This is a genomic window from Parapedobacter sp. (assembly GCF_053550995.1).
This window is the reverse complement of record NZ_JBMQOC010000099.1, coordinates 1-15813: the sequence shown is the minus strand read 5'-3', so window position 1 is coordinate 15813 and position 15813 is coordinate 1. Positions and strand designations below refer to the sequence as shown.

20 protein-coding genes are annotated in these 15813 nt (G+C 50.3%); 7 read left to right on the top strand and 13 right to left on the bottom strand.

The features are described from left to right. Both tilS and ACO1NT_RS13125 read left to right on the top strand, forming a co-directional pair. A partial coding sequence (gene tilS, locus ACO1NT_RS13130; RefSeq protein ID WP_449049106.1) for a tRNA lysidine(34) synthetase TilS occupies positions 1–1193 on the top strand: 1193 nt, incomplete at its 5' end. A gap of 4 nt (positions 1194–1197) precedes the next feature. Further along, entirely contained in the window at positions 1198–1677 is a 480-nt protein-coding gene (locus tag ACO1NT_RS13125) for a hypothetical protein (protein WP_449049105.1), read from the top strand. Positions 1678–1704: 27 nt separating this feature from the next. On the opposite strand, the gene ACO1NT_RS13120 is transcribed toward ACO1NT_RS13125, so the two are convergent. The 6 genes from ACO1NT_RS13120 to ACO1NT_RS13095 all read right to left on the bottom strand — a co-directional run bounded on the left by ACO1NT_RS13120 (position 1705) and on the right by ACO1NT_RS13095 (position 5957). Beyond that, on the bottom strand, positions 1705–2172 hold the full coding sequence (locus tag ACO1NT_RS13120) for a hypothetical protein (RefSeq protein ID WP_449049104.1): 468 nt from the start codon (positions 2170–2172) through the stop codon (positions 1705–1707). Between the two features lie 85 nt (positions 2173–2257). Beyond that, the gene (locus tag ACO1NT_RS13115) at positions 2258–2716 is read right to left on the bottom strand and encodes a hypothetical protein (RefSeq protein ID WP_449049103.1); all 459 of its coding nucleotides are present in this window, start codon (positions 2714–2716) and stop codon (positions 2258–2260) included. Beyond that, positions 2716–3732 (bottom strand): hypothetical protein, encoded by a 1017-nt coding sequence (locus tag ACO1NT_RS13110; RefSeq protein WP_449049102.1) that lies wholly within the window; start codon positions 3730–3732, stop codon positions 2716–2718. The genes ACO1NT_RS13115 and ACO1NT_RS13110 overlap by 1 nt, the downstream gene beginning before the upstream one ends. After that, complete coding sequence (locus ACO1NT_RS13105) at positions 3729–4010, bottom strand: hypothetical protein (RefSeq protein ID WP_449049101.1); 282 nt, start codon at positions 4008–4010, stop codon at positions 3729–3731. Before ACO1NT_RS13105 ends, ACO1NT_RS13110 begins: the two co-directional genes overlap by 4 nt. 9 nt (positions 4011–4019) lie before the next feature. After that, a complete protein-coding gene (locus tag ACO1NT_RS13100; protein WP_449049100.1) occupies positions 4020–4562 on the bottom strand; it encodes an META domain-containing protein in 543 nt (180 codons plus the stop codon). Positions 4563–4823: 261 nt separating this feature from the next. After that, positions 4824–5957 carry a T9SS type A sorting domain-containing protein gene (locus tag ACO1NT_RS13095; RefSeq protein ID WP_449049099.1) on the bottom strand — a complete coding sequence of 378 codons (1134 nt, stop codon included), beginning with the start codon at positions 5955–5957 and terminating at the stop codon, positions 4824–4826. Between the two features lie 595 nt (positions 5958–6552). Here ACO1NT_RS13095 and ACO1NT_RS13090 point away from each other — a divergent pair. Then, positions 6553–6711 carry a hypothetical protein gene (locus ACO1NT_RS13090; protein ID WP_449049098.1) on the top strand — a complete coding sequence of 53 codons (159 nt, stop codon included), beginning with the start codon at positions 6553–6555 and terminating at the stop codon, positions 6709–6711. 268 nt (positions 6712–6979) lie between these two features. Here ACO1NT_RS13090 and ACO1NT_RS13085 read toward each other — a convergent pair whose 3' ends face one another. Further along, positions 6980–7282: a hypothetical protein gene (locus ACO1NT_RS13085; protein WP_449049097.1), complete on the bottom strand. Its 303-nt coding sequence runs from the start codon at positions 7280–7282 to the stop codon at positions 6980–6982. Positions 7283–7351: 69 nt separating this feature from the next. Then, a complete protein-coding gene (locus ACO1NT_RS13080; RefSeq protein WP_449049096.1) occupies positions 7352–7864 on the bottom strand; it encodes a hypothetical protein in 513 nt (170 codons plus the stop codon). A 220-nt stretch (positions 7865–8084) separates the two neighbouring features. Here ACO1NT_RS13080 and porV point away from each other — a divergent pair, with 220 nt between their 5' ends. The 4 genes from porV (at position 8085) to ACO1NT_RS13060 (ending at position 11226) form a co-directional block, all read left to right on the top strand. Then, entirely contained in the window at positions 8085–9212 is a 1128-nt protein-coding gene (gene porV / locus ACO1NT_RS13075; protein WP_449049095.1) for a type IX secretion system outer membrane channel protein PorV, read from the top strand. Between the two features lie 258 nt (positions 9213–9470). Then, positions 9471–9767: a DUF4834 family protein gene (locus tag ACO1NT_RS13070; RefSeq protein WP_449049094.1), complete on the top strand. Its 297-nt coding sequence runs from the start codon at positions 9471–9473 to the stop codon at positions 9765–9767. 57 nt (positions 9768–9824) lie between these two features. Continuing rightward, positions 9825–10934, top strand: a complete 1110-nt coding sequence (recF, locus tag ACO1NT_RS13065) for a DNA replication/repair protein RecF (protein WP_449049093.1) — start codon at positions 9825–9827, stop codon at positions 10932–10934. Position 10935: 1 nt separating this feature from the next. Next, positions 10936–11226: a DUF721 domain-containing protein gene (locus ACO1NT_RS13060; protein WP_326328939.1), complete on the top strand. Its 291-nt coding sequence runs from the start codon at positions 10936–10938 to the stop codon at positions 11224–11226. Here the strand turns inward: ACO1NT_RS13060 and ACO1NT_RS13055 are convergent. The 5 genes from ACO1NT_RS13055 to ACO1NT_RS13035 form a co-directional block, all read right to left on the bottom strand. Further along, positions 11218–11928, bottom strand: a complete 711-nt coding sequence (locus tag ACO1NT_RS13055; RefSeq protein ID WP_449049091.1) for a response regulator transcription factor — start codon at positions 11926–11928, stop codon at positions 11218–11220. The two genes, ACO1NT_RS13060 and ACO1NT_RS13055, sit on opposite strands and share 9 nt — an antisense overlap. A 7-nt stretch (positions 11929–11935) precedes the next feature. Continuing rightward, a complete protein-coding gene (locus ACO1NT_RS13050; protein ID WP_449049090.1) occupies positions 11936–13366 on the bottom strand; it encodes a sensor histidine kinase in 1431 nt (476 codons plus the stop codon). Positions 13367–13687: 321 nt separating this feature from the next. Then, positions 13688–14857 (bottom strand): Na+/H+ antiporter NhaA, encoded by a 1170-nt coding sequence (nhaA, locus tag ACO1NT_RS13045; protein WP_449049089.1) that lies wholly within the window; start codon positions 14855–14857, stop codon positions 13688–13690. Positions 14858–14893: 36 nt separating this feature from the next. Next, positions 14894–15514: an L-threonylcarbamoyladenylate synthase gene (locus ACO1NT_RS13040; protein ID WP_449049107.1), complete on the bottom strand. Its 621-nt coding sequence runs from the start codon at positions 15512–15514 to the stop codon at positions 14894–14896. Positions 15515–15531: 17 nt separating this feature from the next. Next, the coding region (locus ACO1NT_RS13035) for an amino acid--tRNA ligase-related protein (RefSeq protein WP_449049088.1) at positions 15532–15813 on the bottom strand (282 nt) is incomplete at its 5' end.

Here is a 15813-nt window from a genome sequence, read left to right as displayed (position 1 = left end):
TCGCCCACTGCAATTTCCAGTTGCGCGGGGCTGAGGCCGATGCCGACGAGGCACTCGTAAACCGGCTCGCACGGCAGTTGGATGTGCCCTTCTATACCACGGCGTTCGATACGGAGGGGCATGCGCGGTCCCATGGCATTTCCATCCAGATGGCGGCGCGCGACCTGCGCTACGATTGGCTGGAAACCATCCGTGCTTCGCAGGGTTACGACTGTATCGCGGTGGCGCAGCACCAGAACGACCACCTCGAAACGTTGCTACTCAACCTCGTGCGTGGCACGGGCCTCAGCGGCCTCCGGGGCATCCAGTCCAAGCGTGGCCATATCATCCGTCCGCTGCTGTTCCTTACGGCGGCGGAAGTGGCAGCCGAAGTGGCACGGCGCGGCTTGGACTACCGCGATGATGCGTCCAACTTTTCCACCAAATACGCCCGCAATAAAATACGGCTGGAGGTTATCCCCAAGCTGAAGGAACTGAACCCGGCATTGGAGCGGACAATAGCCGCGAATATGACCCATTTTTCGGACGCCCAAATGGTTGTGCAGCGGTATGTGGCGGAGCTGCGCGGCCGGCTATTCCTACGGCAACAAGTAGGGGAGGGGGAGGAGTGGCACATACCCATCGCCGAACTCGCAGTCCTCGACCCGCAACTTTTCCTGTTGTATGAGTTGTTTAAGCCCTACGGTTTTACCGAGGCGGTGCTAGGTGATTTGGCCGCCGCATTACCGGGTATGCCCGGCAAGCGATTTTCCTCGCCGTCGCATATGCTCTACCTCGACCGTGCGGTGGTGGTGATGAGGCGGAGCGAGGCGCCCACGGACGAAATGGCGACCATCCATGAAGATGCGGACACCATCTGCTGGAATGGATGCTGTTTCGAACCGGGCTGGTCTACGGATACGGTGGTCCGCGCCGGCGCGCACATGGCTCAGTTCGATGCCGATCGCCTCGTTTTCCCATTGCAGATCCGTTCGTGGCATACGGGCGACGCCTTCCACCCGTTGGGGATGAAGGGAAGCAAGAAGCTGAGCGACTTCTTCGTGTCGCTGAAAATCCCCGTCTACCGGAAACACCGGGTGCCGGTGGTGGTCAACGGCAACGGCGATATCCTTTGGGTGGTGCCCTACCGGATGGACAATCGCTATAAAATTACGGCCAAAACGAAAAAAGTGTTTACATTAGCACGTCTTTAATGCCATGGAGGAAAAACCGATTTACGTGGAAAACCAGTACCTGGGGCGTGATCGCGGCTGGCTCAGCGTGCGGCTGGTGCTGGCGCTGTTCTGTTTCACGGCCTATTATATCAATATCGAGCGCGAGAGCGAAAGCCAACTGTTCCTCGTGGTGGGTATCGCCATCTTGTTCGTTTCGATCGTGATGATGTATATGCTGCAATACCGCATCACCGTGGAAGGTGGCTGCGTAAAGTTGAGCGGATTGTGGACCACGCGGCTGGTGAAGATCGATCTCAACAGCATCGTGCAGGTGGAGCGTAAGCCCTACAGCAAGTTTTTCATCAATAACCCCGTCTACAACCTACACCAAAAGGGGCGCATCAAATTCTACGCGGGAGGTAAGGACGCGGTATGGCTCACCGACCGCGACGGCCTGCTGTATATCATCGGTACGCAACGGCAGGTGGAGCTGGAACAGGCGATCCTCAAGGCGAAAGGATAATCCCCGCCGTCTTGAATTTGTGGTATGCTACCTTATTCGGACGAAATGTAAAATAGGGCCGTCGTGATAAGATTGGTTTATGGTCATCGCATCGGTTGAGATCTCACTCCCCATAACTAACCCATTTATTCGTAACATAAATTCTTCATTAGAGGCTTCTAAAGGCTCAAAAAGAAGTTCGTATTTATACTTCCCCGATGCTAGCGATATCAAATTCTCGGTATCGCTACTTATGCTCAATGTACCGTCTGTTTGAAAATCATAAATGATATTGTCACAGGAAAAGTCGATGATTTTTTGTTCATGGAAAGCAGTTTGCCCCTTTACCATTTTCCATTTTCCGACTATATCATTGTCTTGGCCAATTTTTGCGACTACCTTACAACGTTGGTTGGCATTGAGGCGGTTACTTTTTTGGCACCCCCACGAATAGGTTAGCAACAGAATCATTAACGTCGGAAAAAAGTTGCTCTTATTGAAAGTCAGTGTCTTCATAACGAGGATTTGATATATGTTAAGTGATTTCCCGAGATATTACTTGGCACATGTAAAAAAAGCAGGAAAACGGGTGGAGATATTTTCATCGGTAATAACTAATCGTGGTACTTAATCTGTCTGACATAAACATTCTATTTCTTTGAATGGCGAGAAAATATGCTTTTGTCTCTAATTCGTCAGACGAATTGACGAGTTGTAAAATCAATTCGTTTTTGCCGTGTTCCGTTCCGGTTAGTTGAGAAGATGTTGCAATATTGAAATTATAGTGGTCAACTTCCGCTCCATTTTCAATAAGTACCGCGGATTTGTCACTTTTGAAGATGAACAATTTCGTCTTATTCTCTGAATGTGGGGTCAGTACTGTAGGATTTTCTTGTCCCCGGGCTTGCGACTCTGTCTTCTCCCACTTCCATTCTCCTACAATAAATTTATACGCTTCATCAATGCTTTTCGCTTCAAGGGGCATTTTTTGTTTTTGGCAGGAAATCAAGAAAAAGCAAGCGAATAATAGAGCAGATGAAGTAATCATGATTTTTTTCATTATTTCAGGTTTATAATCAAAATACGCCCATCTCGTGATAGGAACAATATTTTCTGGTTTGATATCGCAAGACCCTTGAAATTATAGCTTTCGCCGCCGTCATCTTGAAATACGATGGTTTTAGTCTTTAAATCTAATGGGCTTCGATAGATGCGCGATGCACCCGTGCTATAGTAAATGTCCGGCCCTTGGCGTACGGAAACAAAATATGAGCCTTCGGACGATACTTCGCCAGCCAATTGCCAGTTCCGCCCTCCGTCGATAGTGCGGTAAAGATTACCACCATAGGCAAACACATAACCATTTTGTTCATCCATGAATTTAAGGTCCGTGGGCCCGCTGGGTATATCCGCTAGGCGAAACCAAGTTTCGCCCCCATCGATGGTCTTTATAAGCGTTCCAACACGATACGGTGGGCAATCGGTGCGACAATAGACCATATCCATTCCGTAAGCATATCCAATCGTTTTATTCGTAAACATCTTCACACCGATATTTCCTCCCGGTTTTTCAGGTTGGTAGACCGATACCCACGTTTTACCCAGGTCATTGCTGCTGATAATCCCACCGGACAACGTGACAAAAATTCGGTCATTGTGGTAAAGCACATCGGTGTAAGGCAAGGTCTGATCGGCGCTGAGCAGGCTATTCCAAGTGCTTCCTCCGTCGGTACTTATGCAGACCCCACAGTGGCCTTGCGTATTGAAGGTGGCAAAAACAGTATCCTTGGTATGGGCATACACACTTCTTAAGTTGATCGCTACCGAACCATCTATTGAAACAGGAACGCCAAGCCAATTAATGCCCCCATCCGTGGTTTTCAGTATAAGTGAACTACCATATTTGGGTGAATACGCGGTGCTGATGAAGCCGGAATGCTCGTCTGCAAAGCTTATGGCAGTTGGTTTGGTGTCTAATAGAAGATCGACTTTCTTTATTGATAAAGGAATGGTGTCTTGTTCTTTTTGACATGCCAATGCCAAAAAAACCACCATGATATGGATTGCCTTCGTCATGCTGCTGTGCATAAGCTCAGATCGTCATCATTAACTTCTCTGATTGAAATTACAATTCCCTTTCCAAGTGGATGGTATGCTTGGTTCAGCCCATAGGCGTAATATCTCAAGTGCTCTTTATCGTGTTCATCAACGTCTACCAACGGTTTTCCGCAATCGGTTTCCAATGCGACGGCGTAGGCATGAAAGGTAAGCGGTTCAGGTTTGAATAGCATATACTCGCTTGCGCTGTATGTTAGCATCAAACCGAACGTTCGTTGTTGTAATATTCTTTTCATAACTTACACCTATAAAGGTTTAAATAACAAGAAATTATCTGATTCAAAATACAGTAACAATCCTTTTCGATTGATACTAAACCTATCCGTTTGATTTATAGCATCTATATATAACTCTCCGTCCGGGCCTTCTCCTGCATAGGTAGATGAGCCAAGCACAATACTTGTGAATTTCTGTCCATCATCTTTATCAATTATATAGCTTCCACTTACCGTATTAATAGACGCTTTTCCTTGTAACCCACCGTCTAGCGTAAAAACCAATGTGTAAAGCCTAGTCTCATTATTTGAATGATAATCGCCTTGTTCATAATCCGGATGTTTGACTTTTCTAATCGAGCCTGCTTCCGTATTGGCAAAACCGATTAATATCCATTCTGTGCCGACCAACGGATGAAGAGCATAATCGGGATTTTCTGGAATTTCACTTAAGGGTACAGTATTCGAATCCTTATGGAGTCCATTCTTCTGGCAGCCGCCAAGCAATGGCAAGCAAAAAACGAAGCCGACGAAAAAAGGATGTAAAAAAGTACTACTAATTAAGTTTTTCATAACTCACTTTTTAAGTTGAAAATGACGGCTAAAAACCACAGGTACCGGCTCGTAATGGTTAGTATCAGCTAATTTGGCTTCTTGAATTCAATTATATCCAACAATCCGTTGGTTTTATTGGGTGAACGTGATTCATTGCCGGAACGCTACACGCCGACATGCCCAGCTTATCCGTACCGACGGCAGCAGGCAGAACGATGTGCGCCCCCCTTACGCCATACGCTGCGTTTCGGCCTGTACGATGGAGGGTGGGGGACTGCCTCAATGCCGGATGACCACCTGCCGCTTTTCGACTTCCCCGTCTTTGTGGATATGCACGAAATACGTGCCCTCGGGCAAGCCTGTGGTATTGAATTGGACCGCGGTACCGTCCTTGCTTTCGCCCTTCCGGTGTTCCGTACCCGCATGGTCGTAGAGGATGGCGGTGAATGCTGCCGGCCGGGCCTTCCGCTGTGCCTGCCCGGCACCATCGTCTCCCACCGATACGGTAAGCGTTTCGTTTGCCGGGTTGGGGTAAACGCGGAATAGGAAGCACATCCGTTCGAATGGCAGCTCGCCCACCGATACGGTTTCACCGCAGTCGAGCATCGCTTCCACCTGCAGCGTGTTCATGTCGCATTGCAGTGCCCAAGCGCCGCCGTCGATGTTGCTGTTGTATTCCTGCGAGGGTCCCGCGAGCACCAGGTTGCCATTCAGGTACCAATGGTACTCCACCACGGCGGCCTCGCCGGCGAAGTCCTGTATGTATGCCGTCAGCGGATCGCCGGGGAGCATGGGGAAGCTGTTGTATGAGCCGATGGTGCCGTCACCGGCGCCATACGGCGAATAATACTCGCCGAGGTTGACCGTCGATGCGCATGCCCCGGTTATGGTCACGCTGATGTTGCCGCCTTCAACACCGTCCACCTGGATGGTGTTGCTGCTGGTCACGAGCGTTTGGCCCCCACCGTTGATCGACAGGTCGCCCGTCACGGTCCAGCTGTAGGTTCCCGCCCCGGCATCCACCGATACCGTGGCGCTCCCGCAGGTGGAGCTCGGGGTGGGACTGATTTCTAGGGAAATACCGGAAAGCGGTTTGGTTACTTCGAAACTCCCGCAGCTTGAAGTGATCGTAGCGGTGAGTACCCCGTTGCCACTCGCCGTTGGCTGAACGGTAACCGGGTTGGCCGTGGATGACCCGACGATGGTATAGGTACCGGAAACGCTCCAAGATACCGTGGCGCCCGTGGGTAGGCCAGTGGCGGTAAAGGTTTCCGAGGCGCAGAGGGTGGAGGGACCGGCGAGTGTTGTCGCCGCTTTGCCATCGACTGTATTTGGTGCTGTACCGCCACCGGGACTCAACCAGTGGTCCAGCCGCCTTCTGTTATCCGTAGCCCCATCTCCGGTCCACGACACGCTGAATTTGCCGTACCAATCGGGTAGATCTTTATCACTACAACTCGCGTATCCACCATGTAATTGCCCAATAACCCTCTTGTTGCTATTGATAAGAGAGGAGCCAGAGGAACCACCTTCGGTTACGCTATGATTGGTTACTGTTGCCGTCCATTGTACTTTCCAATAGGCGCCGTTTGGATTAATCGTATTACTAAGGTAATTTGTAGAAATAGGGCTACCTACGTATGTCGAAATCTTTTTTATATCCCCACTAGGATGATGAATTCCAACCCCTCCTGTTCCTGCAGTTCCTGACCGATCCCATCCAAGATAATACGGTGTGACACCATTCCTATCCTTTGGGTCTTCCGTTAGTTCCAGAAGTGCAAAATCACTGTTACCATTATTTGCAATCACTGTGGCGCCACTGGTGGAAAGGTGAGGCGGCTCAGTACTTGGATTCGAGCATGTGGGGCTTTCATAATGCCAATAGAATGACCAATGGCTTAAGTTGGGTGCTGTTATAGCGTCATGTTTTGTGCTGTTTGCCCACCCGCCTAGGCAATGGTCAGCTGTAAGAAGTAGGGGTTGGTCATCTTTACATGTGGTAGTTATGAGAGAACCGGTACAATACCTATTCCCGTTTACCAATATCAATGCCACCGCATTCTTTTCCTGCTGCCAACTTGACCCTTCCGGACAATTTACATTCACTTGGCAGCCGCCAGACGACCCCAGGCTCCTTGTTGCAAATTCAGGTAAATTGATATAACGGTAACCATGAACAACCCCCGCGATCTGAATTACTCCTAACTCGTCAACGCCTTTCGGCACATAATATTCCAATGTGATGGTCTCACTATATAGCAGACCCGTGGCAAAACCTTCAAGGCCTGTGATTGTCCCCTTGTTATTCCGTGCTGTAAAGGCTCCGATGGTGCGTTTTCCATCACTTGTATAAACAAACAGCTTGGTTTTTTCGGGCAACCAAAACTGATTATAAAGTAGGTTTATAGATAAAGCGCCCGGGCAATGAATGCTCAACCGCCAGATACGGTCTCCATTTTCAAGGTCCGTCCAAGTTCCCGAATTTCTAAGGTTGTAAGAAACACTATGCCGAAACCCGAATCTTGGGGGTATGCCTTGTTGTTCATCTCTTTCATCTTCTTTTTGTATACGGACCATATCCAAGATGGGGAGTGTTTTATCTCTACCGGTTGTCGTTCCAAAATGAGACCGATTGCAGGATGGGTAAAACTGATTGGCGCCTCATCGGTAGCGATTTGGGCAAAACCAGAAAATATGTTAAAACTGATAAAAATAATGATGGATGTTCTTTTCATAGCGGTAGTGATCTCACTTTAGGTTAATGAATCTAGTTTAAGCCGGTACATAAAATATTGATGTTTAGGTTAAAAGTTCTCAATCGGAGAATAAAGTAAATAAATAGTACTTTCATTATGTAGCTTTAAGCCTATCTCTGTTATTTCATATTTTATTGTCGACCTCAATAGAGACATATATTGCTTGCCGTATGGGGTCTCATTAATTTTTGTACCTCCTAGTTTCTCTACTTTCATAATACTATCCGAAACATCAAATGAGAACACGCCCATGATAGTATTTGTGGAAGAAATACCAGCAAAATCACCATTACTCTCAAATGCGAGCGTATAGTTGTCTGCTGCTGACGACTGTACCGATTTAACGTTATTTGTTGTCTGGTCCACGAAACCGACCAGTTTCCATTTTGTTCCGACCAACGGAAGTGTAGCATAATTTGGGTTAGTCGGCACTTCAGTTAGAGGTATGTTTTTCGGCTTTTCCCCAATTTCACTCTTCTGGCAGCCGCCAAGCAATGACAAGCAACAAACGAGACCGACAAAAAAAGGATGGAAAAAAGTACTACTAATTAAGTTTTTCATGACTCACTTTTTTAAGTTAAAAATGACGGCTAAAAACGATAGGTATCGGCTCGTAATTGTTAGTATCAGCTAAATTAGCCTTTTGAATTTAATTATCCAACGATTCGTTGGTTTTATTGGGTGGACGTGTTTCGTTTCCGGAACGCTACACCCCCACCAACATTTGGAAATCGGTTCCAAGACAACTACCTTTACCGCGTAACCATCACAGCTGCTAACCATGCGATCGCGCCTCGTTTTATTTGCCGGTTCCATGCTCTGCTCGGTGCTGATCCATGCCCAACCCATCCGTACCGATGGCAGCAGGCACAGCGACGTGCGTATTGCCGTGCCTTTCCTGCTTATCGCGCCGGACGCTAGGGCTGCCGGGATGGGCGATGCGGGCGTGGCCACGTTGCCCGGCACCCATGCCATGCATTGGAACGCCGCCAAATATGCGTTCGCGTCCCACCAAGCGGGGGTCGGACTTTCCTTTACCCCCTGGCTCAAACAGCTGGCCGACGACATCAGTCTGTCGCATCTCTCCGGCTATGCCAAACTGGATGCGCGGCAAGCCGTGGCAGCCTCCTTCAGGTATTTCTCCCTCGGTGAGGTTCGCTTCGCCGATGCACAGGGGAACGAATACCTCCAATACCGCGCGTTCGAGGCCGCCATGGATGCCGCCTACATCCTGAAATTATCGGATCAATCGGCCCTGGCCACCACGTTCCGCTACATCCATTCGGGCATCGGTGCGGGCGACTACCTCACGGGCGAGGCGTTGCCCGGCCGGGCCATCGCCTTCGATATCGGTTGGTATAGCCGGAGGCCCATCGTGCTGCATACCGTGGATGCCGACCTGGCCTTCGGCGTGCAGCTATCCAACATCGGTACGCGGATGCAATACGGTACCAGCGAGCATTTCCTGCCCATGAACCTGCGTGTGGGGTCGGCCTATACACGGTATTCGGGTGCTGGCCGCCTTGCTTTCATGCTCGACCTCAACAAGTTGCTGGTACCCACCGAGCCGGAGCGCGACGCTGATGGCGATATCATCCGGGGGAAGGAGCCCAGCAGCTCGGTCTTTGGCGCCATGATGGGTTCGTTTGTCGATGCGCCGGGCGGGTTGGGAGAAGAACTCAGCGAGGTGCGGATATCGGCGGGCATCGAATGGGCACCCAGCGGGCGGTTCGCCCTGCGTGGCGGCTATTACCACACCAGCGCCGGGAAAGATAACCTGCGGTATTTCACTGCCGGGCTGGGGTTGGCTTTCGACGGGCTTGGGGTAGACCTCGCCTACCTGATCTCCGCCCAACAGCGCAACCCGTTGCGCAATACGCTGCGCTTCGGTCTGCATTATGGATGGTAAAGGGTGTGCCCGTAGCGAACGGATATATGCAAAAGTATTCGTGGCATGGGGGTTTAAACGCTTAAAATCTTCATTCAATACGTCGATTTGAGATTCTATCTGGGACATACTGATATTAAGCCCCGTCTCTCCGGCCATGCCAAATTGGATGCGCGGGACTGTATAATGGATGGTAAGGAAAAGGAGGCGAAAGCTGCGTCGTAAATCAATGGTGACAAACTTGCATGTAAAACCATTTTTGCCTAAGTTTGTATCAATATGGGATTATTGAAATTTTTAGTCATCGCAATAGCCGTCCTGTGGTTGGTACGTTTGGTAGCACGGCTCCTTTTCCCATGGGCGATGCGCAAGATGGCAGAAAAGGTGATGGGCAACGCCCAACAACAATACCAGCAGAGAAATACCACGTTCAGTGGGGCCAGCCCCCATCAACGGCGCCAGCCGGATGGCAAGGTGCGCATTGACTATATGCCGCCGCAAGACAAGCCGAAGAACGGCGCTAAAAATGCCGGTGAATTTGTAGACTTCGAAGAGATCAAATCGACCACTGAGTAACGACAGCGGAGCCCGCTGCGTAAATCTGAAATCGAAGGTTTAAAATAATCTAAAACTGTGTGGCTGAAACAACTCACTGTCCTTAATTTCAAGAATTATGCCGAGGCCACCCTGCACTTTGCGCCGGAGGTGAATGCATTTACAGGGCCCAACGGCGCAGGCAAGACCAACCTGTTGGATGCCATCCATTACCTATCCCTGTGCAAAAGCTTCTTCAACCCGATCGACTCGCAGCAGATACGCCGTGGCGGCGACTGGTTTATGGTGCAGGGCGAATTCGATAAAGAGGGCCAACCGGATACCGTGGCGTGCAGCCTGAAACGCAACCAAAAGAAACAATTCAAGAAGAATAAAAAGACATATGACCGGCTGGCCGACCATATCGGCCTATTCCCATTGGTGATGGTTTCGCCGAGCGACTCGGCCATCGTTACCGACGGCAGCGAGGAACGTCGCCGGTTCGTAGACAGCGTCATCTCGCAGACCGACCTGGCTTACCTCGATGGGCTCATCGCTTACAATAAGTGCCTCGTTCAACGCAATAGCCTGTTGAAACAGGCAGCCAAAGGGGGTGTGTTGGACCGCAGCCTGCTCGAGGTACTCGATATGCAGCTGGTGGAACTTGGCGTGCCTATTTTTGAGAAGCGACAAGCCTTCATGGCCGAATTTATCCCCGAGTTCGACGACCATTACCGGTTCCTTACCGATACGGCCGAAACGGTGTCGTTGGTATACGAGTCGCAGCTGATGCAGGGCTCGTTCGCCACGATGCTGGCGCAGCATTTGGAGCGCGACCGCCTGCTGGAGCGGACCACCGTGGGCATCCATAAAGACGACCTGCTCTTTGCCATCCATGGCGATATGCCCCTTAAGAAATTCGGTTCGCAAGGGCAACAGAAGTCCTTCCTGATTGCGTTGAAGCTGGCACAGTATAGTTTCCTGCACCGTCGGAAAGGGTTCAAGCCGCTGCTGCTGCTGGATGATATCTTCGATAAGCTGGACGACCAACGTACGCGGAAGCTGATGCGGATGGTATCGGATGACGATTTTGGACAGATATTCTTAACCGATACGGATTCCGTGCGGATAAAACGTATCTTTGAAGAAATAAACCGTGGCGTTCGGGTTTTTGGCATCGATGACGGTGCGGCACAACAATTGGGATAGCATGAGCAGGGGTGAAGACATGACCATCAAGGAAGCCATCGAGCGCATGCTCGATGTGTACCGGTTGCGGCGCAAGTTCGACGAAACCGCTTTGGTGTCGGCTTGGCCGGAATTGATGGGCAAGGCCATCGCCAGCCGTACGAAACAGCTGTATGTGCGCGACAAGAAACTGTTTGTAAAGGTCGAGTCGTCGGTGATCAAAAGCGAGCTGGTGCTGATGCGGTCCCAGATTATCGGCCGTCTGAATGAGCACGTTGGCCAGGTGGTGATCGAAGACCTGGTTTTACTCTGAAGGCGGTACCGAGAGGATAAAGCCAACGCCGTAGCTATTCTCGATACGTACCCCCGAACCCGATTGCCGCAACAGTTTGCGGAGCCGCGATATGAACACATCAAGGCTGCGCCCCATGAAATAGTCGTTTTCTCCCCAAAACCGGATCAACAGGTCTTCGCGTTTTACGATGGTGTTGCGATGGGTATACAGGTATTCCAACAACTCCGCTTCGCGTAGCGTCACCGTGGTTTTCACACGGCCGTCCACGGAGAGGCTCAGTGTTTCCTTATGGAGGGTGATGTTGCCGATCTGGATGGTCCCGGCGGTGGGTTCCGCTTCTGCCACTACATTTTTGCGCCGCACGATGTTGCGGATACGCAATACCAGCTCATCGATGTCAAAGGGTTTGGTAATGTAGTCCATGGCCCCCATATCCAGCCCCAACAGGCGGTCTTTTTTTTCCTTGCGGGCAGTGAGGAACAGGAAGTAGGCATTCTTGTCGTGCGCCACGATCTTCTGTGCCAGGTCGAAGCCGTTGAAGTCAGGGAGCTGGATATCGATGATGACCAGGCTATATAGGTTCTCCCCCCGCATGTATTCCTGGTAGGCGGTTTTGCCATCCACACACCAAGTGACTTCGAAATTCATTGCCTCTAGGTATTGTTTGGTCACATTGCCCAAATCTATCTCATCTTCTACGTATAATAATTTCGGGTTCATAGCTGCGTTAACTTTTGTGGGGGATATGGATGGTGAACTGGCTGCCTACCTGCTCCCTGCTTTCCACGGAAAGTCTCCATCCGTGGCTTTTGATGCATTGGTACGTGTAATAGAGCCCTAGCCCCAGCCCCGAAATATGCTGGGCACCTTGCTTCTGGAAACGGTAGAACTTTTCGAACACATGCTCTATTTCCCTGCCCGGAATGCCCATGCCGTTGTCTGATACCTTTAATTTAATGGTGTTTTCGGAAAGCGCTGTATGGACGGCGACCTGCTTATATTCGCTATGGTTGTATTTGATGGCATTGTCGAATAGATTCAGGAGCATCGTCATGAAAAAAAACTTGTTGAGTTCCACCTGGAGGGGTTGCGCCACGGTATGTAAGGTCACCGCAGCGTTCTGGACGGATAGCTTCACGTTGTAGTCGTTGATGATTTCATTCAGCAGCTGGTGGAGTTCGTAGGGTTCTTTCTGTAATGTCGAGTCGTCCATCGTGGTGATGTCCATCACTTGGTCAAACAGCTTCTGTAAGCGGAGCGACTGCCGCTCGATGATTTTAGTGAGGGGCTTGATGTTTTCTGCATTGGCCAGGATGTGGTCGTTTTGCATATTCTTGTTGGCCACGATGATGGTTGAAAGGGGGGTGTTGAACTCATGCGTAATGCTGTTGACGAAGTCCGACTTCATCTCGGCCAGCTTTTTCTGGCGGAGCCAGTTGCGGTAGGTAACGTAATAGATGGATACCACACAGCCGATGGCGAACAGGGCGAGTAGGAGCGTGGGCATCATCAGCTTCATCACACGCCACGTACGGTTACGGTGGTCGGCATGCAGCGAAAATGTCATCCAGTAATTATAGTCTTCTGCATTGCTGACCGTGATGTTGCTGATTTCATTTTGTGGCAGCGGCGTGTTGAGATTGCCCCCGATGCGAACCCCTACCGATGTATTCAGGCTGTCCGCGATAAATGACGGCGGATTGGCCGCCTGATAAGCGTTGACGAGCATCATGTTTTTGAATACCAACTGGATGTTGTTAATGGTGAGCAAGTACTCGAGGTCCTCATCCAGCTGGTATTCGGTTTTGACTACGGCAAAGAGGCTATCCATGGTATTACCTTCGCGGAGTGCTTGGAACATGCTGTCGAGTACGAGGTTTTTTTGGGATGCAAACACTTCGGAACCTCGCTGGTAGGCTGTTTCCAACGCGTGGATATTGCCCATCAAGTATCGATCGATGATGGCTACACCCCCCGGGAATACCTTGTCGTTGCGGATACGCTGGGTGTAGTGTTCGTTGATGAGCGTTTTCTCGACAGCTTGGTATTGTTCGTCCCTCAGTTTAAATGTATTGAAGGTAAGGTAGCACACCACGGAAACCAATAAAATGAGTCCCACCAGTGAAACACCTTTATGTGTCTTCAATGAGTACCGCATGTATCTATCTGATTAACTGCTGTTTTAATATGAGCGAATATAACAATGAAATAGCAACTATAGGTGCCATATGACGGCCTATTTGATTTTCATTAACATTTTGTTGGGCATTCGTTAACACACCTACAAGGCCGAATGTATTACATTTGTTATGGTAGATGTAATTGTACCCTATTAAAACAAATATATCCAAATGAGGAATGGGCAGCTTGCGAAGACGAAGGTTGCCCATTCCTATTTCCATGCGTACGCCTTTGCCGGCCGGAAGGGCGGGTTGGTAAGGGGATATGGGAAGCACAGACCGGCCTGGCCCTGGATAAGTTAGGGGCTGCTTATATACTTTTTCCCGATATTTCTGAGAATCAAGAAACCGATGATGCCGGAAAGGGCTGAGGCGACCAGGATGGCAAACTTGGCTTCCGTTTGGTGATAGGCATCAACAAACGATAGCAAGGCGATGAATATCGACATGGTGAAACCGATGCCGCCCATCAGTCCCATGGCCAATACTTGAAACCATTTGGTGCCTTTGGGCAGTACACTCAACCCCAGTTTCACCGAAATCCAGGAGAACAAGGTGATGCCGATCGGTTTGCCGATAAACAGGCCGGCAATGATACCCATGCCCAGCGGACTGGCCAGCCCCTCTACCATGCCGCTTTCAAACCGGATGTTGGTGTTCGCCAAGGCAAACAGTGGCATGATGATGAAGTTGACGGGCGTGCTGATGGCATGCTCTACCGACTGGATAGGGGAATGGTTGGCCTGTTTCCCTTTTATCGGGATGGCGAAGGCGGTGAGTACCCCTGCTATCGTCGCATGGATGCCAGAGTGGTGGATAAAATACCAGATGAACAAACCGGGGATGAGGTAAGCCCATACGTTTTTTATGCCCATGCGGTTCATGAATACGAGCAAGAGAAAGATACCCAGGGCGTAGAGTAGGTAGGTGCTTTGGAGTTCGGCGGTGTAGAAGATGGCGATAACGAGTATGGCACCCAGATCATCGACAATGGCCAACGCGGTCAAGAACACTTTCAACGCGATGGGGACCCGTTTGCCTAGGATGGATAAGATGCCGATGGCAAATGCGATGTCGGTAGCCATGGGGATGCCCCAGCCATGGACGGTCTCGGTGCCGGCATTAAATAGGGCATACAGGGCTGCCGGTACCAGCATGCCACCCAACGCGGCAAAGAATGGCAGGGATGCTTTTTTTGCCGATGAGAGTTGGCCATGGGCCAGCTCCTGTTTGATCTCGATACCGACCATCAGGAAAAATAACGCCATGAGCCCATCGTTGATCCACAGCAGGATGCTGTACTTAAGATGTACCTGCGGGGTCTCGAAACCTACTTTCTGCGATAGCAACGATTCAAACCCCGGTCCCCAGGAGGAATTGGCGATGATGAGCGAGATGATCAAAAAGACCAAGAGGGTAATCCCACTTGCGGAGTCGGCTTCGAAAAACTGCTTGATTTGTTTGCGCATGTTGGATAAATAGTTATTCGTTAAAATTTAGCGTCATTACATGAAAAGGCCGATATCGCCTTTGCCTTCGCGGATGATTTCGAAATCGCCCGATGTCGTATCCACCACGGTGGAAGCTACATTGCCGCCATAACCCCCATCAATGACGATATCGACGAGATCGCCGAACTTTTCGTGGATGAGCTCGGGGTCGGTGGCGTATTCCACGATTTCATCGTCGTCGTGGATGGATGCCGATACGATGGGATTGCCCAGTTCCTGCACGATTTCGCGGGCGATGCGATTATCGGGCACCCGGATACCTACCGTCTTCTTTTTTGAGCTTAGCAGCTTGGGTACCTGGCCACTGGCGTTGAAGATAAAGGTGAACGGACCCGGCAGCGCCTTTTTCAATACACGGAAGGTGGCGGTATCAAATGGCTTGGTATATTGGGATATAGCGGTGAGGTCGTAACAGATGAACGACAGGTTCGCTTTCTCCGGTTTGATGCCGCGCAGTTCACAAACGCGCTCGATGGCCTTGTGGTTGTTGATGTCGCAGCCCAGGCCATACACTGTATCGGTAGGATAGATGATGAGCCCCCCACGCCGCAGTACGGCTACCACCTGCTGGATGGCCTTGGGATTGGGATTCTCTTCGTAAATACGTAATAACATCGTTTTATCAACCATCATCAAAACTCCGCGTTATGCGGTGTGCGCGGGAAGGGGATGACGTCGCGTATATTGGTCATCCCGGTGACAAAAAGCACGAGCCGTTCGAAACCGACACCGAAGCCCGAGTGGGGTGCCGTGCCGAAACGGCGGGTATCCAAGAACCAGTCCATCTCTTCCATGCGTTGCGTTAATTTGTCCAGGCGTTCTTCGCGTTGTGAGCCACCTACCATCTCGCCAATGCCAGGGAAGAGGATATCCATCGCCCTCACGGTACGGCGCCCTTCGGCATCGGGTTCGTT